Source organism: Microbacterium sp. SL75 (genome assembly GCF_026625865.1).
GTDB lineage: Bacteria > Actinomycetota > Actinomycetes > Actinomycetales > Microbacteriaceae > Microbacterium.
Map to the genome: position 1 here is coordinate 1,138,015 of NZ_CP113067.1, position 18,290 is coordinate 1,156,304.

Consider the following 18,290-nt stretch of genomic DNA (forward strand, 5'->3'; position numbering starts at 1 on the left):
GGCAACCCCCCTCTGTGATTCGACGTCGTCTTACTTGACGGCGGCCTTCAGCTTGGAGCCCGCGGTCACCTTGACGCGCTTGCCGGCGGGGATCGAGATCTCCTCGCCCGTCTGGGGGTTGCGGCCCGTGCGAGCCGACGTCGCGACCTGCTCGAAGGCGATCCAGCCGGGGATCGAAACCTTGCTGCCCTTGGCGACCGCCTCGGAGACGGTGGAGAAGAGGGAGTCGAGCACGCCCGACACGGCGGACTGGCTCTGCCCGGTCGCGCTGGCGATGCTCGCGACGAGCTCGGTCTTGGTGATGGACTTGTCAGCCATGTGGTTGTCCTCCAGGCGACGTCTCAGTCGCCTCTCGTTACGCGGACGAGGGGAAAATCCTCCTCGGTGGTCGGGAGACCGCCTCGACAGTATCAACCGAACCGCGGAATTACGCGGATTCTGACGGATTTTCCCCCTTTCGCGCCGGCGTGTCGCGGCGTCGACGGGGCGGAGGGGGCGACCGGGGCAGCTGCGCGGCGCCCTCGTACGTCGGCGGCCCTGCACCTCGCCCGGAAACGGGGAGCGCGCGATCGAGGCCCGCTCCCCGCGCGGGAACCGCGGTACCCCGGGAGTCGACCGGCGCTCGGGGGTACCTGATCAGGCAATTCACGAAACGGTATAAAATACCATAGAAAGGACCAAAACTGCCATGAGGCGCTCGCGAAGCGGAGGTGCGATGTCGGGAACCCCATCCTCCATCGACGCGCGCGCGACCCTCCACGCCGCGGTCGTCACGACGGCGATCCGGCTGGCACCGGGCCACGGCATCCCGTTCACCCGTCATCTCGCATTGCTGGCCGAGGCCGAGACCCCGGCCCCACCCGCGATGTGGACCGACGCCTCCGCGCAGACGGTGGGGGCGCTGCTGGCGGCGCGAGCGCGGCGCGACGCTCTTGTCGACGGCGTAGGCGTGGTGCGTCGGTACTTCGACGAAGTGCGCCTCAAACGCCCCGCCGCCCTCTCTTCCCGCGGCCGGGCTCTGCTGCTGGCCAGCGCGGGCGAGTACTGCGCGGCGATCGGCTCGGCGCAGCACGCCGCCCGGTTCGGCGCCGAGGCGCTCCTCTTCGCCGACACACCCGCTCTGCGGTATCGGGCACTGACGGTCATCGCGCTGGGGCACGCGATCAACGGCGAGTACACCGCGGCCGAAGAAGCCTCGTCCGGCGCGCAGGAGATCTTCGCGGCCGAAGGATGGCCCGTGGAAGAGGCCGCCTACCTGCTCTTCCTCGCCGACATCCTGACCTCGTCGGCACGCTGCGACGTCGAACGCCTCGCCGCCGTCCCCTCGGCGATGGCACTCACCCAACGCGACGACCCGTATTGGACGTACACGGCGCGAGCCGCCGGAGTGATGGTCAAGCTCCTCCGGCACAAGTTCGCCGACGGGCGGGCCGAGGCCCGCGAACTGCTCCACGGGGGTCTGCGAAGCGCGAGCCACCGTATGGTGCGCCACTTCCTGCTGTGCATCCTGTCCGACCTCTACGTCGCGCAGGGCGATGACGCACAGGCTCTCGCGGTCCTCGCGCCCTACGACAACCCCGAGGGTCACGGTATCTGCTTCTCGATGCAGCGAGCCACGGCCCTGCTGCGTCTCGGACGGGAGCGCGAGCTGCTGCTCGAGACCGACGCCTGCGTGGCATCCGAGACCGAACACTGCCTGCGCACCTTCACACCGGTTTTGCTGCGCCGCGCCCTCGCCCAGCAGCGGCTCGGCAACTCCCGCCGCGCTCACCAGAGCATGGAGGCGGCCCTGCTGATCATGCAGCGCACGGGGACCTGGGCGACTCCGTTCCTCATGCTCCCGCACGACGAGACACGGCAACTGATGGAGGGCGTCGTCGCTCACAACCCGGAGTTGCGGCACCTGATGGCCTCTCTCGAGGGGGTCCTCGCCCGCGTGGCGGCGCCCGACAACGAGAGCGCCCCGGCGTACGCCACCCCGTGCCTCACACCGACGGAGCGCGCCCTGGCATTCCTGCTCGAAAGCCCCCTCAGCCTGGCCGAGATCGCACGAGAACGCGGGGTCTCGCTCAACACGGTGAAGAGCCAGGTGCGGTCGATCTACCTCAAGCTCGGCGTCAGCGGTCGCACCGAGGCCATCGAGCAGCTGAACTCCGTCGACTCCTGAAGGGCGCGCGGCGTTCACCGGAAACGCCGAAGGGCGAGGGCTCCTCTCGGAACCCCCGCCCTTCGAACGGGTGTCTGGTGCTTACCAGGACGACTTGGTCACACCGGGCAGCTCGCCACGGTGGGCCATGTCACGGAAGCGGACGCGCGAGACGCCGAACTTCGTGAGGACACCACGGGGGCGGCCGTCGATGACGTCGCGGCTGCGCACGCGCGCGGGCGACGCGTTGCGGGGCAGCTTCTGCAGGCCCACGCGGGCGGCCTCGCGGGCCTCGTCGGTCGCGTTGGGGTCGACCAGGGTCTTCTTCAGCTCGGCGCGCTTCGCGGCGTAGCGCTCGACGACGACCTTGCGCTGCTCGTTGCGCGCGATCTTGCTCTTCTTAGCCATGTGCTTAGCGCTCCTCTCGGAAGTCGACGTGCTTGCGGACCACGGGGTCGTACTTCTTCAGCACGATGCGGTCGGGGTTGTTGCGGCGGTTCTTGCGCGTCACGTAGGTGTACCCCGTGCCGGCGGTCGAACGCAGCTTGATGATCGGACGAACGTCCTGAGCCTTCTTCGCCATTACAGCTTCACGCCCTTCGCCTGCAGGTCACGGACGACGGACTCGATGCCGCGAGCGTCGATGACCTTGATGCCCTTCGCCGAAACGTTGAGCTTGATGTTGCGACCCAGCGACGGAACGAAGTAGGTCTTCTTCTGCACGTTCGGGTCGAAGCGGCGCTTCGTCCGGCGGTGCGAGTGCGAGATGTTGTGACCGAAGCCGGGAACCGCTCCAGTCACCTGGCACACTGCTGCCATGGTGATGTCTCCTTCTGTACCGTGACACCGGACGGTGTCACCCAAGATCCCTTGTCTGCACCCCGTCCGAGCGCGGCCGAAGCCCACGTTCGAGAGTGAGGGATGCGAACTGCGTGCTGGAGTGCGCGCAGACGAGGGGTCAGTCTAGCACGGACGGCGTGTCGCCTTGACGGGCAGCCGCCTCGGCCGCGCCCCGCCCCCATCGGAACGCCGAGACCGTGGCATCCCCCTCGATCCAGAAGCGCCAGGGGAAGGCGTCGGTGCCCGCGATGCCCGCGACACCCACGCGCGGCCCGATCGCAACGCCCGGCGGCGGCGCGTCGGGCAGGAGCAACCGCGCTCGCGCGCCCGCGCGCATCTCGCCGGTGACCGCGTCGATGCCGTCGTGGATCGGATGCCGAAGACCCACCGCGTCCGCGAAGCGCCCGGGACCGCGGGCGAGATCGCGCGACGAGCGCACAGCCCCGCGGCGTTCGAGGCGTCGGCGTTCGGCGATGTCCGCACCCTCGACGATCTCTCCGGCGCGCAGCAGCACTCCACCCGCGACGCCCTCGGGGCCGCAGACGACATTGACGCACGAGTGGATGCCGTGGCTCAGGTACACGTACAGGTGACCGGGCTCGCCCCACATGGTGGCGTTGCGCGCGGTCGGTCCCATGCGCGCGTGCGAGCCCGGATCGGGCTGGTCGCCCGTGCCGCGGCCGTGGTACGCCTCGACCTCGGTCACGCGCGCGCGGACCCGCTCGCCGGCGACCTCGGTCTCGAGCACGGCGCCGAGCAGCCGCGGCGCGGCCTCGACCGGCAGGTCGACGAGGTCGGCGCGTGTCGCGGGTCGCATCACTGCGGGGGAACCTGGCACCACGAGAGGTCGAAGCCCTGCAGCGCCACGACCTCTTGGCCGCTGTCGACTTCGACGAGGTGCGTGAGCAGACGCTGCGGGAGCGGCAGCTGATACCGGTCGAAGGGGTTGTCGACGGCTCGGGGAGCCACGAGCACGGCGGCATAGCGGCCGCTCGGAGACACGCAGGTCTGCAGCACGGTGTCCGAGCCCGGCACGCTCAGCAGCTGACGGACGGTTCCGTCGGTGTCGACGTGCGAGACGATCGTGGAACGGGAGACCCCGTCGGAGCTGATGTCGGCGAACGAGCGGATCGTGCCCGTGCCCGCCCCGGGCAGGGGCGTCGCGCGCCCCGCCATGCCGGGGGGATCGACGGGGTCGACCAGCGCTTGCTCGGAGCCGTCGGTGAGGTTGATCTCGCGGATCCCCTCGAGGCGCTCCACGATCGCGACCGACGATCCGCGCGCGATGCCGTCGATCGAGACGGCGCTGCCGAGAGGCGCGGCGTTACCGCCCTGCGCGTCGGTCAGCAGCAGTCGCGAGTCGAAGGTCAGCACCAGCATGCTGTCGGTGTCGGGCACGAAACGGTAGTCGGCGATGCGCACGTCGCCGCCGTTCAGCCCCACCTCGACGGGCGGGGCGTCGTCGGCCGCCGACGCCGTGAACAGACGGCTCTCGCGTCCCCCGGCAGCGCCCAGGTCGGCATCCGAGAAGGTGAATCCGATGCGCTCGCCCCGGTCGGCCGACTGCAGGTTGGTGACGTAGCCGGGGCCCGGGAGGGCGATGTCGCGCTGGTTCTTGCCGTCGGGGTCGGTCACGATGACCCGCGGGGTGTCGCCGTCGCGCACCGAGATCACGAGGTGGTTGGCGGTGGCGCGGAAGTCCTCGATGTGCGGGTGCACGAACACGGGCAGACCCGCCTGCCCCTGCAGGTCGGTGCGGAAGATGGTGTCGCCTTCGGGCGTGCCGCGCTGCATCAGGTAGGCCTGCAGGGCGGGGGTGCGGAACGACTCGGTCAGGGTCGAGGCGGGGCCGGCGCCGAGGCCGCTCACGCCGTTGACGGTGATCGTGTAGTCGGTGTCGTCGCGCAGCGGCAGCGTGAAACGCACGCCGACGCTGCGACCCGAGGTGTCGACGGTGAACGGGGTCGCCGGGTCCACCTGGACCTGCGAGGCGTCCACCTTCTCGAGGGACTGGGTCGTGGTGAGGATCACGCGGGAGCCGGATGCCGCGACGGCGGCCGCCGGATCGACTTGCACGTCCGTGACGCGCGGCCCCTGGGCCACGGCCACTACTGCGCCGAGGCCGCCGACGACGACGAGAGCGACGAGGATCGCGGCGAAGGCGATCGCGAAGCCGCGCCCGCGCCGCCGACGCGCGCGCGAGCGCCGGGAGTCGCCGCCGCGACGGGAATCAGTACTCATACGGGTCCGAGGGCTCAGCGATGGCCGCGACCTGGTCGGCGTGCACCGCGAGCTTGCCGTCGCCGCTCGAACGCACCGTGCCCGTGACGGTCACCCACTGCCCGGTCGAGGGGGCGTCGGTGGTGGCCGCGATAGGCAGGCGGGCGGTCTGCGCGTCGATCACGCAGTGCGTGATGACGAGTCGGGTGAGGTCGAAGCTCGATCCGTCGTTGGCCGGGGTGATGAAGCCCGTGAGGGTCACGGGCTTTCCGTCAAAGGTCTCGGGGTTGGTGGCGTGGGCGAAGACCGCCGACCAGTCGCCGATGCCGAACTTCGAGGTGTCGCCCGACGCGGCGAGGGTCACCACGTCGGAGCCGGCGAACAGCGGCGGGGCTCCCACGTCGCGCGACACCGCGAGCTCGGTCGACAGCGACGCCGCGGGAGTCAGCAGCACCGCGATCACCGCACCCGAGGCGAGCACGCCGCCGGTGAACGCCGCGATCCCGCCCGGGGTCAGGCGCGGGCGGGCCGCGAGATGATCGTGGGCTGCGTGATCGTGCGCGTCGAGCGGATCGGTGTGCTCGTGATCGGCGTGCGCGAACGCCTCGCGCCGGGCGGAGGCCGCGGCGGGGGCGTGGCCGTGCTCGTGATCGTGTCCGTGGTCGGCCTCGGCGCCGAGCGGCAGGGCGAACGAGGCGATCGAGCCGACCAGCGCCAGGACGGCCATGCCGACGGCGAACCACGCCGAATCGGGGTTGATGTACAGCGCCATGCGGCCGGTGGCCCACAGCGTGATGGTCGTGATCGACAGGCACGCGGTCAGGCCCACCCCGAGCCAGCGCGTGGCGAGAGCACCCGTTCTAGACAAGGAGGTTCACCACCGTTCCGAGTGTGAAGGCGAAGAGCACCACGACGACCGTCATGCCCACGAGCACGCGCGTCGAGAAGGTCGTGCGCAGCAGAGCCATCATCTTCAGGTCGATGATCGGCCCCACCACGAGGAAAGCCACGATCGATCCGGGCGTAAAGGTCGAGGCGAACGACAGCGCGAAGAACGCGTCGACGTTCGAGCACAGCGACACCACGATCGCCAGCGCCATCATCGCGGCGATCGACAGCGCCGGGTCGGACCCGATGGCCAGCAGGGCGCTGCGCGGGATGAGCACCTGGACTGCTCCGGCCAGCAGCGAGCCGATGATGAGGGCCGGCATGACCGAGCGCAGCTCGACGACGAACTGGGCGAGGGTGCGCCGACCACGGTCGCCGCGCTCCTGGACGACGATCTCGCACGTCTCGAGGAAGCGTTCGGTGAGCAGTTTGTCGGGATCGGGATGCCGGCTGTACAGCCAGCCGATCAGGTTGGCGACCAGGTACCCGCCGATCAGGCGCGCCACCAGGATGCCGTCGCTGAAGCCGAAGGCCGCGTGGGTGCTGATGATGACGATCGGGTTCACGATCGGGGCCGCAACCAGGAAGGTCAGCGTGTCGCTCACTCCGAAGCCGCGCATGAGAAGACCGCGGGCGAAGGGCACGTTGCCGCACTCGCAGACGGGGATGAACATCCCCAGCAGCGACAGCACCGCCCGGCGCGCCCAGGGCGCGCGCGGCATCCATCTCTCGATCGCTCCCGGGGGCACCCACACCTGCACGATGATCGACAGCACCACGCCGAGGACCACGAAGGGCAGCGACTCGATGAGCACGCTGAGAGCGAGGGTGAGACCGTCCTGCGCGCGGGTCGGCAACGGCTGTGCGAATAACGTGGGGGCGAAGGCGTCGACCAGGAACAGCGCCGTGACCACGACGACACCCAGGCCGAGCGCGACGAGGGTGCGGGAGGCGCCCGAGCGTTGCGGCGTGGGAGCCGTGGTGCGACTACTCGTCGCCACGCTCACGAGCCCGGGCGCGGGCGCAATCGGTGCAGATGCCGAAGATGTCGACGACGTGCTCGGCCTCGCTGAACCCGTGTTGGGCGGCGGTGCGCTGTGCCCACTCCTCGACGTCGGTCGCGGCGATCTCGACGGCCTTGCCGCACGAGCGACAGATCAGGTGATGGTGGTGTCCGCGCGTCTCGCAGGCACGGAAGAGGTTCTCGCCGTCGGGGCTCTGCAGCGAGTCGGCATCGCCGCGGGCCGCGAGACCCGCGAGCGTGCGGTAGACGGTCGCCAGGCCGATGCCGGTGTTCTCGTCGCGCAGGGTCGCGTGCAGCGACTGGGCGCTGACGAAGCCGGGGGCTCCGGAGAGAGCCTCCCGCACGCGTTCGCGCTGCCACGTGTTGCGCTGGACCATGGCCGCGAGTCTAGCGAGGGGATCGGTGAATCGGCTGGGCGTGCTCGAAGTCGGCGGGGGGAGCCCTTCCCGCCCCGGCCGGACGGCTCAGAGGGCGCGGGTCGTCCGGTCGCGTCGCGCACCCACCAGACGACACGCGAGGTAGATCGCGAACGAGATGGTCGTGATGTACGGACTCACCGGCAGCGTCCCGGCTACGGCCAGGAGCACCCCGCCCACGGCCGAGACGAAACCGAACAGCGCCGCGAGCAGCGGCACCGACAGCGGACCGGATGCCACCCGCATCGCCGCCGCGGCCGGAGTCACCAGCAGCGCCATGACGAGCAGGGCACCGATGATGTGCACGGCGACCGCCACGATGAGTCCCAGCAGCAGCATGAACGCGAGCGACACCGCCGTGGTCGGCACGCCGCGGGCCGCGGCCGACTGCGGGTCGAGCGAGTCGAAGCGCAACGGGCGCCAGATGAGCAGCAGGGCGACCAACACCGCGACGCCGATCACGACGAGCCACCCCAGCTGCCCGCTCTGCACCGACACGATCTGGCCGGTGAGCAGGCTGAAGCGGGTGGCACTGCGTCCGTTGTAGAGCGACAGGCACAGGATGCCGACCCCGAGACCGAACGGCATGAGCACGCCGATGATCGAGTTGCGATCGCGCGCGCGGGCGCCCAGCACTCCGATGAGAGCCGCCGCGATGAGCGAGCCCACGATCGATCCCGAGACCACATCGACACCGACGAGCAGGGCGACGGCGGCGCCGGCGAACGACAGCTCGCTGATGCCGTGCACGGCGAAGGCCATGTCGCGTTGCATGACGAAGACGCCGATGAGTCCGCCGACGAGGCCGAGCACGGCTCCCGCGTACACGGAGTTCTGCACGAGCTCGAGGATCGCGCCGTACTGGCTCACCCCGCCGAACAGGGCGTTGCCGACGTCGGACCAGTTCATGCGTCGTCCTCGTCGTGGTGATGGTGGTGGGCTTCGTCGGCATCCGGCGCCCCGACGACGATCAGTTGACCGCCCGCGCGCACGACGTAGACGGGGGCGCCGTAGAGGGCCGAGAGCGTCTCGGTCGTGAGCACCTCGTCGGGTGTGCCGAGGGTGAAGCGGCCGTTGGCGATGTAGAGGATGCGGTCCACGCGCGAGAGCACCGGGTTGATGTCATGCGTGACCAGCAGGACGGCCGCGTCCCGCTCGCGGCGGTGACGGTCGATGAGTCGGACGACGGCCTGCTGGTTGGCCAGGTCGAGACTCGTGAGCGGCTCGTCGCAGAGCAGTAGGGCGGGGTCGTCCGCGAGAGCCTGGCCCACGCGCAGGCGCTGCTGCTCTCCGCCCGAGAGCAGGCCCACCGGCCGGTCACCGAAGGCGGTGGCCCCCACCGCCTCGAGCAACTCGTCGATGCGCGCGCGGTCCTTCTTTCGCGACAGCGGCAGGCCGAGCCGGTGCCCGTCCACCCCGAGGCCGATGATGTCGCGGCCGCGCAGGGGCGTCTCGCGCGGGAGCGGACGCTGCTGCGGGATGTAGCCGATGCGGCGGTTACCGGCGCGGCGCACGGGGGCTCCGAGCGCCTCGATCGAGCCGGAGCTCAACCGCTCGAGCCCCAGAATCGCGCGCAGTAGCGTCGTCTTGCCCGAGCCGCTCGGGCCGAGCACGGCGACGAGCTCGCCGGGCTCGACCTCGAGGTCGAGCCCGGCCCACAGCTCACGGCCACCCCTCTCGAGGGCGGCGCCGCGAACGCGCAGCGGTGCGGCCGCGCTCACGCCGCCAGCGCGTCGGACAACGCCGTGATGTTGCTCTGCATCCACGAGATGTAAGTCTGACCCTCGGGGAGCGTTTCCGTGAACTCGATCACGGGGATGTTCTTGGCCTTCGCCTCGTTCTGCACCTGCGTCACCTCGGCGCCACCGGTCTGCGGGTTGACGATCATGACGCCGATCTGGCCCGAGTCCAGCAGCTGCAGCGACTCGAGCAGGGTCGCGGGCGGGACGTCCTGGCCCTCTTCGACCGATTCGCTGAACTCGTTCGGCGTCGCGTTGTCGAGGCCCGCCGCCGTGGTCAGGTACACGGGCACCGGCTCGGTCACGAAGATCTTCTTGCCGGCATCCTTCGCCTTGATCGCGTCGAGGGAGTCCTCGAGGCCGGCGATCTGCTGGGTGAAGGCCTCGGCGTTCGCGTTGAAGTCGGCCACGTGCTCGGGGGCGAGCGTTCCGAGCTGCTCGGCGATGGCCTCGGTGAGGTCCTCGACCGTGTGCGGGTCGTACCAGACGTGCTCGTTGAAGCCCTCGATGTGGGCGTGGCCGTCTTCGTCCGAGTGGCCATGGTCGTCGGCACTCTCGCTGGGCGCCGGGCTCGCGTCGTCGGAGTGCTCTTTCGAGCCGGGGTAGTCGTGGTTGTACTCGACGGCGGTGAGCACCGGGGCCGTGGTGCCGCTGGCCTGGATGAGCGACTCCATGAAGGCGTCGTAGCCGGCGCCGTTCTCGATCACGAGGCCGGCGTTCTTGAGCGTCAGCTGGTCCTGCGCGCTCGCCTCGTACTCGTGCGGGTCCTGGCTGGGCGAGGTAATGATCGAGGCGACGTCGACGTAGTCTCCGCCGACCGCCTGAGCGATCGAGCCGTAGACGTCAGTGGATGCCACGACCTTGATCTTTGCGGACGAGTCCGACGACGCGGGGGAGGCGGTGCCTCCGGCGCAACCGGCGAGCGCGAGAACGGAGACGGTCCCGAGGAGGACGGGGGCGAGGAAGCGACGGTTCATACGGAAACCGTATCGCCGTTGATAATCGTTCTCAAACTCAGAGCGTAGCGCATACGAGGTTCTCAGCCTCGGGTCGCGTCGGGGATCGCATCGCGTGGTTCTGGGAGCGGCCGCCGCAGACGCCGTCTCCCGCTACCCGTCAGTTCACATAGGTCGGTCGCTCCTCCGCCTCTGCACGCTGACGAGCTCGACATCAACGATGGAGGAGGGGCCAGCCCGCGGGCTGGCCCCTCCTGTCGGGGCCGGTTGCCACAGGGGCTTTTACGGCGTGGGGTTGTTGTTCTTGCGGCGACGTCGGCGGGTGAAAAGGACCACGATGCCCGCGGCGACGAGGATCACCGCGAGGGTGAAGGCGACCGATACTCCCGCCATGCCGGTGACCGCCAGTGCGGCAGCCGGCGAGACCGCGGAGCTGTCTGCTACCGCCGAGGGCGTGGGCGACGGAGAGGGGGCAGGAGCCGGCCTCACGACGAACGTGATCGGATCCGAGGTCACGGTCCCCACAGCGTTCGCCGCAACGATTCGGAACGTGCTCGAGCCCGCGGTCGTGGGCGTGCCGGACAATTCACCCGTCTTCGCGTTCAAGGTGAACCCCGCAGGAAGAGCGTCACCGGTCATCAGGCTGAACGTCGGAGCAGGAGTGCCCGTGGCAGTGAAGGTGTACGAGTACGCCGTCCCCACCGTCGCTGTCGGCGCCGCATCCGCGGTGAACACCGGCGACGCCTGCACGGTGAACGTGATCGGATCCGACGTGTCGGAACCCGCGGCGTTGGTTGCGACCACCCGGAACGTGCTCGTCCCTGCAGTGGTGGGTGTGCCCGAAAGCTCACCGGTCGTCGCGTTCAACGTCAAACCGGCCGGGAGAGCGTCCCCCGTCGCCAGGCTGAAGGTCGGTGCAGGGACACCGGACGCGGCGAACGTGTACGAATACGCCGACCCTTCGACCGCCGCAGGAGGAGTCGCCGCCGTGAACGCCGGGTCATCCTGCACGGTGAATGTGATCAGGTCCGACGTCACCTTGCCTGCAGCGTTCGTCGCGACAAGTCGGAACGTGCTCGTGCCCGCCGTCGTGGGGATGCCCGCGAGCTCGCCGGTCGCGGGATACAACGTGAGGCCCGCGGGGAGAGAATCTCCCGCCTCCAGGCTGTATGTCGGCTCGGGGTAACCCGATGCGCCGAAGAAGTACGAATACTCCGCGCCCGCCACCGCCGCCGGCGGCGTGGCGTCGATGAAGGTCGGCGCCTCTTGGACGATGAAGGTGATCGGATCCGATGTCACCTCCCCGGCGGAATTCTCCGCGGTCACCCGGAACGTGGTCGTTCCGGCCGCAGCGGGTGTACCCGAGAGCTCGCCCGTGGTGGCGTCCAACGTCAGTCCAACGGGGAGAGTGTCACCCGCCTCGACGCGGTAGGTCGGTGTCGGGGTGCCGGACGCCGTGAAACTGTACGAGTACGCCGTCCGCACCGCCGCTACGGGCGGCTCAGCCGCGGTGAAGACCGGCGCCTCTTGAACGACAAGCGTGATCGGACCCGATGTCACCTCACCGGCAGAGTTCTCTGCGACCACCCGGAACGTGGTCGATCCGGCCGCAGCGGGTGTACCCGAGAGCTCACCCGTCGTGGCATCCAACGACAACCCGGCAGGGAGAGTGTCACCCGTCGCCACCGAGAACGACGGAGCAGGGAAACCCGACGCAGTGAACGTGTACGAGTACGCCGAGTTCACCTCCGCTGCGGGCGGTGCCGCCGCTGTGAACACCGGCTTTTCACGGACGGTGAAAGAGATCGGATCCGACGTGACCTCACCCACGGAGTTCTTCGCAACGACTCGAAACGTGCTGGTCCTGGCAGTGGTGGGAGTACCCGAGAGTTCACCAGTGGTGGCATCGAGGGTCAGCCCGGCGGGGAGAATGTCATCCGCCGCCACCGCGAAGGTCGGGGCGGGAGTCCCCGACGCGGTGAACGTGTACAAGTACGCCGATCCTGCCGTTGCTGCGGGCGGCGCGGCCGCCGTGAACGCTGGTGCGGCGGTCAACGAAACCCGCGACACCGCATTGTCCGAGTAATCCGCGGTGTAGAAAGCGGACCCGTCCGGGGACACCGCGACGGACTGGGGGTAGCGGCCGACGCCGATGCTGGTCACGGTGGGGGTCGCGCTGGTCGGGTTCGTGATTTGCGTCGACGTGTTGAGGAAGGGATTAGCGGTGTAGACCGTCGTTCCGTCGGGTGAGACCGCCAACGACGTCGCCTGGACGCCGATAGGGATGCTGCTCACGGTCGGGGTCACGGCAGTCAGGTTTGTCATCCGATGCAACGTCGCGGGGCTGACGGCGTACAGAGTCGCCCCATCAGGGGATACCGCCACGGCGTCGACGCTCGAGCCGATCGGAATGTGAGCCACCGTCGGGTTCGCCGAAGTCAGGTTTGTTATTCGCGACACCGCGTTATCGCGGCCGTCGGCCGTATAGACAGTAGCTCCGTCGGGGGAAACCACCAGAGACATCACACCTCTACCCACTGCAATGCTGGTGACCGTGGGGGTCGCCGCAGTCAGATTCGTAATGCGCGACACAGTGCTGGTGCGCACGTTGGCGGTGTAGACGGTAGACCCATCGGGGGACACAGCCACCGAATAAGGACTCTCGCCGAGCGCGATGCTCGTCACGGTAGGCGTCGCCGCCGTCAGATTGGTGATCCGTGACACCGTGTTCGCATCGGGATTAGCCGTAAAAACCACATCCCCGCCCGGAGAGACCGCCACCGAGCGGGGCCTCACACCGAGGGGGATGCTCACGACACTCGGAGTCGCCGCTGTCAGGTTCGTAATCCGCGACACCGTCTGGTCATCGAAGTTGGCGGTGTATGCCGCAGCCCCATCTGTGGACACCGCCACCGACAACGGCCCTTTGCCGACCGGGACGCTGGTTACCTGCGCTGCGCTCGCCGTCGTCGGAACAGTCAACACCAGCACCCCCACGAGCACCCCGGCCGCCAACGACCGCCCCCACCTCAATTTCACAGACATCCCGTTCGACCTCTCATCTGAACCCATCGACTGCGGTGACTGAACACGAGTGCACCCACCCCTCACCGCTCCAGCGGAGGCTTCGGGAAACCGCGGAATGGCGAGAGGGTCATTAAACGGTACCAAAAGGTGTTGAACGGATCGAAATGGTGTGTGGACGTCGGCAAGCCACACGATGGCAGTCGACTTCCTCCCATCGCGCCGTTGCGACGGGAACGTCGTAGCCCCCGACGCGGCTCCCCCACCGCGCCGCACGAGACGATGGGTCTCACAGCGGAGGGCGGGAGAGCCACCGACCGTGACCTCGACCGCCGGACGACGAATACGCGCGCCGAGTCCCGGCATCCCGTGTCGTGTGTCCGCCACGCGCCGCCTCGCCGTGCGGCGACGCGGCGCGTGGTGGGCAATCGACGGGATGCCGCGGCGCGAGCGCCGCGCGAGCCGATCCGCGTCAGCGACGCAGGATGCGGTGCGCGAGCGCGTTGCCGATCAGCTGCCCCGCCTGCACGATGACGACGATGATCGCCACGGTCACCCACGTCGCCTGCTGGTTGAACTGCTGGTAGCCGTAGATGATCGCGAAGTTTCCGAGGCCGCCGCCGCCGATGTAGCCGGCCATGGCCGACATGTCGACGACCGCGATGAACATGAACGTGTAGCCGAGGATCAGCGGGGCCAGCGCCTCGGGGATGACGACGCCGAACAGCACGCCGATGCGGCGCGCACCCACGGCCCGAGCCGCCTCGACGGTGCCCGGGTCGACCGCCACGAGGTTCTGTTCGACGACGCGGGCGATCACGACCGTGGCCATGATCGTGATGGGGACGATCGCGGCATCCGTCCCCAGGGTCGTCCCCGTCACCGCGCGCGTGACCGGAGCCACGGCGGTGAGGAAGATGATGAAGGGGATCGGGCGGATGAGGTTGATCACGAGGTTCGCGACGGCGAAGACCACGCGGTTCTCGAACAGGTTGCCCGGCCGCGTGGCGTACAGCAGCGCGCCGATGACCAGGCCCGCGACGCCAGAGATCAGCAACGACACGGCGACCATGTAGACGGTCTCGCCGATCGACTGGATCAGCACCGGGGTGAGGGTGTCCCACTTGTTCACGAGCGCACCTCCTGTGCCGGCAGAACGACGTCGGTGTGTGCGCGCAGTTCGGCCACGACGGTGTCGAGGTCGTCCGCGTGCACGCGGTACGTCAGCGTGCCGAGCTGCCGCCCGAGCACGTCGGTCACCCCGCCGTAGACGACGGAGTGGCGCACACCGTGGCGGTGGAAGACGTTCGAGACGTCTTCGCTCGAGAACTCGTTGACCTCGACGCTGACCAGCTCTCCCCCGCCGGCGGCGAGGGCCGCCAGCGCCTCACCCGAGGGCACGCCCTGGGTCACCGCCGCGACGAAGCGCTTGGTGAGGTCGGCCCGGGGGTGCGCGAACACGCGGTAGGTGTCGCCGCTGTCGACGACGCGGCCGCCGTCCATCACGATCACCTGGTCGCACAGCTCGTGCACGATCGAGATCTGGTGCGTGATGACGACGATCGTGATGCCCAGGCGCCGGTTGATCTCGCGCAGCAGGTCGAGCACCTCGGCCGTGGTCTGCGGGTCGAGGGCGCTCGTCGCCTCGTCGGCGAGCAGGATACGCGGGTCGGTCGCGATCGCGCGGGCGATGCCGACGCGCTGCTTCTGCCCGCCCGACAGGCGTCGCGGGTACTGCTTCGCCTTGTCGCCGATACCGACGAAGTCGAGCAACTCGGCGACGCGCTTGTCACGGTCGGCCTTCTTCCAACCCGCCACCTTGAGCGGGTACGCGACGTTGGCCGCGACGGTGCGCGAGGTGAAGAGGTTGAACTGCTGGAAGATCATGCCCACGCGGCGCCGAAGGTCGCGCAGTTTCGCCTCGGTGGCATCGCCCACGTTGACTCCGAGCACCTCGACGGTGCCCGACGTGGGTTGCTCGAGACCGTTGAGCAGCCGCACGAGGGTCGACTTGCCGGCACCGGAGTAACCGATCACCCCGACGATCGACCCCTCCTCCACCGTCAACGACACGTCATCGACGGCGGTGGTGGAGGTGCGGCGATCGGTGCGGAAGCTCTTGGTGACGCCCCGCAGCTCGATGACCGCGGTCATCCCTTCTGGGCCTTGAGGGCGTCTTCGAGGCTCGTCAGCTCGTCCTGCAGCTGCGCGCCGGTCCACTCGGTCTTGAACTGCAGGTTGCCCTGGTTCAGCTCGGTGACCGCGGCCTCGACCTCGGCGGAGTGGTACGCGTCGACGACCTTGGCCCAGCGCGGGTCGTCCTTCTTGTCATCGCGCGTGACGAAGGCGTTGATGTAAGGGGCGAGCTGCGGGTTGTTCAGATCTTCCTTGAAGATGATGAGCTCGTCGCCGAGCCCGCCCTTCTGCGCCTGCGTGTTGTTGACGATCGCCGCCTGGGCGCTACCGTCCTTGAGCGCGGTCACGGTCTGGTTGGTGTCGACGGGCAGCAGCTCGACCTTCGTCGAGACGATGTCGGCCGGCGTCGAGAAGGCGTTGCCGCCGTCCTTGAGCGTGAGCAGCCCCGCCGTCTGCAGGTTGAGCAGGCCGCGGGTGAGGTTCGTCGGGTTGTTGGGGATCGCGACCTTCGCTCCCTCGGGCAGGTCCTTCACGTCGGTGTACTGCTCGGAGTACAGCGCGAGCGGGTAGACGGCGGTCGCGCCGACCGGCACGAGCGAGCCGTTGTTCTCGACGTTGAACTGCGACAGGTAGATGAGGTGCTGGAAGAGGTTTCCGTCGAGCTCGCCGTCCTGCACGCCCTGGTTGAGCTGCACGCCGTCGTTGATGGTGCGCACCTCGAGGTCGATGCCCTCGTCGGCGAGCTTCTGCTTCAGCACCGTCCAGTGCGCCTCGTTGCCGTCGTCGGCGCCGAGGACGATGCGCGAGGAGTCGTCTCCGGATGCCGCACCCCCGGCGCAACCGGTGAGGGTCAGCATCAGGGCAGCGGCGGAAGCACTGAGGATCGTGGCCAGGCGTGCGGTGCGGCGAGTAGTCATGAGACCACGTCAGCACGTGGCATCCGGGATCGGAATTCGAGGCGTTACGACCGGTAACGGGCTGTCACGCGGAGTAATCGATTGGGTGGATGCCGAGGCATCGGCGATGATCGCACGCCTCATCGACCCGCGGGCTCACGGCGGAGGCGTAGCCTGGACAGTGATGTCACGGGATGAAAACGCGCGTAAGAGATTATCCCGGAACAGCCCTCAGGGTCTGGTCGTCGCGATCCTGGCCCTCGCGGGCCTGTGTTCGTCGTTCATGTTCACCCTCGTGGTGCCGATCCAGTCGCAGCTGCCGCAGCTGCTGAACGCCTCGCGTGACGACACCGCCTGGGTCGTGACCTCGACGCTGCTCGCCGCCGCCGTCATCACTCCCATCGCGGGCCGCCTGGGCGACATGTACGGCAAGCGCCGCATCGTGCTCGTCCTGCTGGTCGTGATGATGCTCGGCTCGGTCGTGGCGGCGCTGTCGACCGGGATCATCGGCATGATCATCGGCCGCGCGCTGCAGGGCGCCGTGGTCGGCGTCGTGCCGCTGGGCATCTCGATCATGCGCGACGTGCTGCACGAGAACCGCGTCGACAGCGCGATCGCCCTCATGAGCGCGACCCTCGGCGTCGGCGGCGCCCTGGGGCTGCCGATCAGCGCCCTCGTGGCCGAGAACACCGACTGGCACTGGCTGTTCTGGATCGCCGGAGCCCTCGGCGCGGTCGTCTTCGTGCTGATCCTGTGGATCGTCCCCGTCAGCGTGCTGCGCACCGCCGGGCGCTTCGACTACCTCGGCGCCGTCGCCCTCGCGATCGGCCTGATCGGCGTGCTGCTCGCGGTCTCGCGTGGCAACTCGTGGGGCTGGACCTCGCCGCTGACGCTCGGCCTCGCCATCGGCGGCATCCTCGTTCTGCTCGTGTGGGGCTGGTACGAGCTGCGCGTCGAGAACCCGCTGCTCGACCTCCGCGTCGCCGCGCGCCGCCCCGTGCTGCTCACCAACCTGGCATCCGTCGCCATGGGCTTCGCCCTCTTCACCTCGAACGTCGCATACCCGCAGATGCTCGAGCTTCCTGTCGCGACCGGCGTCGGACTCGGCCTGTCACTGCTGGCCGCGAGCCTCGTGGTCATGCCCTCGGGCCTGGTGATGATGGTGCTCTCGCCGATCTCGGGCACCCTGGCCCGGACGATCGGACCCCGTGTGCTGCTCGTGGCCGGCTCGATCTCGCTCATCCTCGCCTACGGTTTCAGCCTGATCTTCTCGACCGAGGTCTGGCACTTCGTCGTCGCGAACATCCTGATCGGCTTCGGCATCGGGTTCGGGTACGCCGCCATGCCCATGCTCATCATGCGCGCCGTTCCGCCGAGCGAGACCGGAGCCTCGAACGGCCTCAACGCCCTCGCGCGTTCCCTCGGGACGAGCACCGCCGCCGCGATCGTCGGCGTCGTGCTCGCGACGCTGTCGACCGGCTCGGGCGAGACGCGCGTCCCGACCTCGCAGGCGTTCCAGGTGTCGTTCCTGATGGGCATCGGGGCCGCGGCCATCGCGCTCGTGCTGGCCCTGCTGATCCCCACGCGGTCGACGCCGGTCGAGAAGCGGCCGTCGCTGCCCTGATCATCGCTGCGCGTCGGCAGTGGCGCGCGCCGCTCAGTCCAGCAGCAGCGCCGGCTCCTCGAGCACGGATGCCACGTCCGCGATGAACCGCGAGATCCCGTCGCCGTCGACCACGCGATGATCGAACGAGCCCGAGACCGTGGTCACCCAGCGGGGCCGCACCTCGCCGTCGACGACCCACGGCTTCTGGCGGATCGCGCCGAGCGCGATGATGCCGGCCTTGCCGGGGTTGATGATCGGGGTCCCGGCATCCACTCCGAACACGCCGATGTTCGTCGTCGTGAACGCGCTGCCGGTTCGATCCGCGGGGCTCGCCTTGCCCTCACGCGCGGTGATCGTGAGGCTCGTCTGGCCGCGTCGGTAAACCTGGATTCGACACTC

Annotated in this window: 19 protein-coding genes and 2 pseudogenes; 3 read left to right on the forward strand and 18 right to left on the reverse strand. The window is 69.0% G+C overall.

Annotated features, from left to right (window positions below):
- Nucleotides 1-30: 30 nt before the first annotated feature.
- Entirely contained in the window at nt 31-318 is a 288-nt protein-coding gene (locus OVA17_RS05180) for an HU family DNA-binding protein (RefSeq protein WP_013584778.1), read from the reverse strand.
- Between the two features lie 397 nt (nt 319-715).
- Between OVA17_RS05180 and OVA17_RS05185 the strand changes: the two genes are divergently transcribed.
- A complete protein-coding gene (locus tag OVA17_RS05185) occupies nt 716-2,167 on the forward strand; it encodes a helix-turn-helix transcriptional regulator (protein ID WP_267788630.1) in 1,452 nt (483 codons plus the stop codon).
- An 81-nt stretch (nt 2,168-2,248) separates the two neighbouring features.
- On the opposite strand, the gene rpsN is transcribed toward OVA17_RS05185, so the two are convergent.
- The 13 genes and pseudogenes from rpsN to OVA17_RS16410 form a co-directional block, all read right to left on the reverse strand.
- Nucleotides 2,249-2,554, reverse strand: a complete 306-nt coding sequence (rpsN, locus tag OVA17_RS05190; RefSeq protein WP_022878196.1) for a 30S ribosomal protein S14 — start codon at nt 2,552-2,554, stop codon at nt 2,249-2,251.
- Nucleotides 2,555-2,558: 4 nt separating this feature from the next.
- Nucleotides 2,559-2,729, reverse strand: a complete 171-nt coding sequence (gene rpmG, locus OVA17_RS05195; RefSeq protein ID WP_013584775.1) for a 50S ribosomal protein L33 — start codon at nt 2,727-2,729, stop codon at nt 2,559-2,561.
- Nucleotides 2,729-2,965: a 50S ribosomal protein L28 gene (rpmB, locus tag OVA17_RS05200; protein WP_055832508.1), complete on the reverse strand. Its 237-nt coding sequence runs from the start codon at nt 2,963-2,965 to the stop codon at nt 2,729-2,731. The genes rpmG and rpmB overlap by 1 nt, the downstream gene beginning before the upstream one ends.
- Before the next feature lie 139 nt (nt 2,966-3,104).
- On the reverse strand, nt 3,105-3,803 hold the full coding sequence (locus OVA17_RS05205) for a DNA-3-methyladenine glycosylase (protein ID WP_267788636.1): 699 nt from the start codon (nt 3,801-3,803) through the stop codon (nt 3,105-3,107).
- Complete coding sequence (locus OVA17_RS05210) at nt 3,803-5,227, reverse strand: hypothetical protein (RefSeq protein WP_267788638.1); 1,425 nt, start codon at nt 5,225-5,227, stop codon at nt 3,803-3,805. The genes OVA17_RS05205 and OVA17_RS05210 overlap by 1 nt, the downstream gene beginning before the upstream one ends.
- On the reverse strand, nt 5,217-6,074 hold the full coding sequence (locus OVA17_RS05215) for a TIGR03943 family putative permease subunit (RefSeq protein WP_267788640.1): 858 nt from the start codon (nt 6,072-6,074) through the stop codon (nt 5,217-5,219). Before OVA17_RS05215 ends, OVA17_RS05210 begins: the two co-directional genes overlap by 11 nt.
- Nucleotides 6,067-7,101, reverse strand: coding sequence for a permease (locus OVA17_RS05220; protein WP_267788641.1), 1,035 nt, complete (start codon nt 7,099-7,101; stop codon nt 6,067-6,069). The genes OVA17_RS05215 and OVA17_RS05220 overlap by 8 nt, the downstream gene beginning before the upstream one ends.
- A complete protein-coding gene (locus OVA17_RS05225) occupies nt 7,082-7,495 on the reverse strand; it encodes a Fur family transcriptional regulator (RefSeq protein ID WP_103207737.1) in 414 nt (137 codons plus the stop codon). The genes OVA17_RS05220 and OVA17_RS05225 overlap by 20 nt, the downstream gene beginning before the upstream one ends.
- Nucleotides 7,496-7,582: 87 nt before the next feature.
- The gene (locus OVA17_RS05230) at nt 7,583-8,443 is read right to left on the reverse strand and encodes a metal ABC transporter permease (protein ID WP_267788642.1); all 861 of its coding nucleotides are present in this window, start codon (nt 8,441-8,443) and stop codon (nt 7,583-7,585) included.
- The gene (locus OVA17_RS05235; protein ID WP_141378000.1) at nt 8,440-9,255 is read right to left on the reverse strand and encodes a metal ABC transporter ATP-binding protein; all 816 of its coding nucleotides are present in this window, start codon (nt 9,253-9,255) and stop codon (nt 8,440-8,442) included. Before OVA17_RS05235 ends, OVA17_RS05230 begins: the two co-directional genes overlap by 4 nt.
- A complete protein-coding gene (locus tag OVA17_RS05240) occupies nt 9,252-10,250 on the reverse strand; it encodes a metal ABC transporter solute-binding protein, Zn/Mn family (protein WP_267788645.1) in 999 nt (332 codons plus the stop codon). Before OVA17_RS05240 ends, OVA17_RS05235 begins: the two co-directional genes overlap by 4 nt.
- 261 nt (nt 10,251-10,511) lie before the next feature.
- A complete protein-coding gene (locus tag OVA17_RS05245; RefSeq protein WP_267788647.1) occupies nt 10,512-11,789 on the reverse strand; it encodes a putative Ig domain-containing protein in 1,278 nt (425 codons plus the stop codon).
- 30 nt (nt 11,790-11,819) lie between these two features.
- Nucleotides 11,820-12,752 (reverse strand): annotated as a pseudogene (locus OVA17_RS16410) (YncE family protein); the annotation flags it as partial.
- Nucleotides 12,753-12,903: 151 nt separating this feature from the next.
- On the opposite strand from OVA17_RS16410, the gene OVA17_RS05255 reads away from it, so the two are divergent.
- Nucleotides 12,904-13,317: a hypothetical protein gene (locus tag OVA17_RS05255; RefSeq protein WP_267788649.1), complete on the forward strand. Its 414-nt coding sequence runs from the start codon at nt 12,904-12,906 to the stop codon at nt 13,315-13,317.
- Nucleotides 13,318-13,725: 408 nt separating this feature from the next.
- Here OVA17_RS05255 and OVA17_RS05260 read toward each other — a convergent pair whose 3' ends face one another.
- Genes OVA17_RS05260 through OVA17_RS05270 form a run of 3 tightly spaced genes read right to left on the reverse strand, consistent with a single transcriptional unit; the run spans nt 13,726 to nt 16,306 of the window.
- The gene (locus tag OVA17_RS05260; protein ID WP_103207710.1) at nt 13,726-14,385 is read right to left on the reverse strand and encodes a methionine ABC transporter permease; all 660 of its coding nucleotides are present in this window, start codon (nt 14,383-14,385) and stop codon (nt 13,726-13,728) included.
- Nucleotides 14,382-15,407 (reverse strand): methionine ABC transporter ATP-binding protein, encoded by a 1,026-nt coding sequence (locus tag OVA17_RS05265; protein ID WP_267788650.1) that lies wholly within the window; start codon nt 15,405-15,407, stop codon nt 14,382-14,384. Before OVA17_RS05265 ends, OVA17_RS05260 begins: the two co-directional genes overlap by 4 nt.
- A complete protein-coding gene (locus tag OVA17_RS05270; protein ID WP_267788652.1) occupies nt 15,404-16,306 on the reverse strand; it encodes a MetQ/NlpA family ABC transporter substrate-binding protein in 903 nt (300 codons plus the stop codon). The genes OVA17_RS05265 and OVA17_RS05270 overlap by 4 nt, the downstream gene beginning before the upstream one ends.
- 163 nt (nt 16,307-16,469) lie before the next feature.
- Here OVA17_RS05270 and OVA17_RS05275 point away from each other — a divergent pair, with 163 nt between their 5' ends.
- Entirely contained in the window at nt 16,470-17,909 is a 1,440-nt protein-coding gene (locus tag OVA17_RS05275) for an MFS transporter (RefSeq protein WP_267788653.1), read from the forward strand.
- Between the two features lie 33 nt (nt 17,910-17,942).
- Here OVA17_RS05275 and OVA17_RS05280 read toward each other — a convergent pair.
- Nucleotides 17,943-18,251: pseudogene (locus tag OVA17_RS05280) on the reverse strand (2-oxo acid dehydrogenase subunit E2); the annotation flags it as partial.
- Nucleotides 18,252-18,290 lie beyond the last annotated feature (39 nt).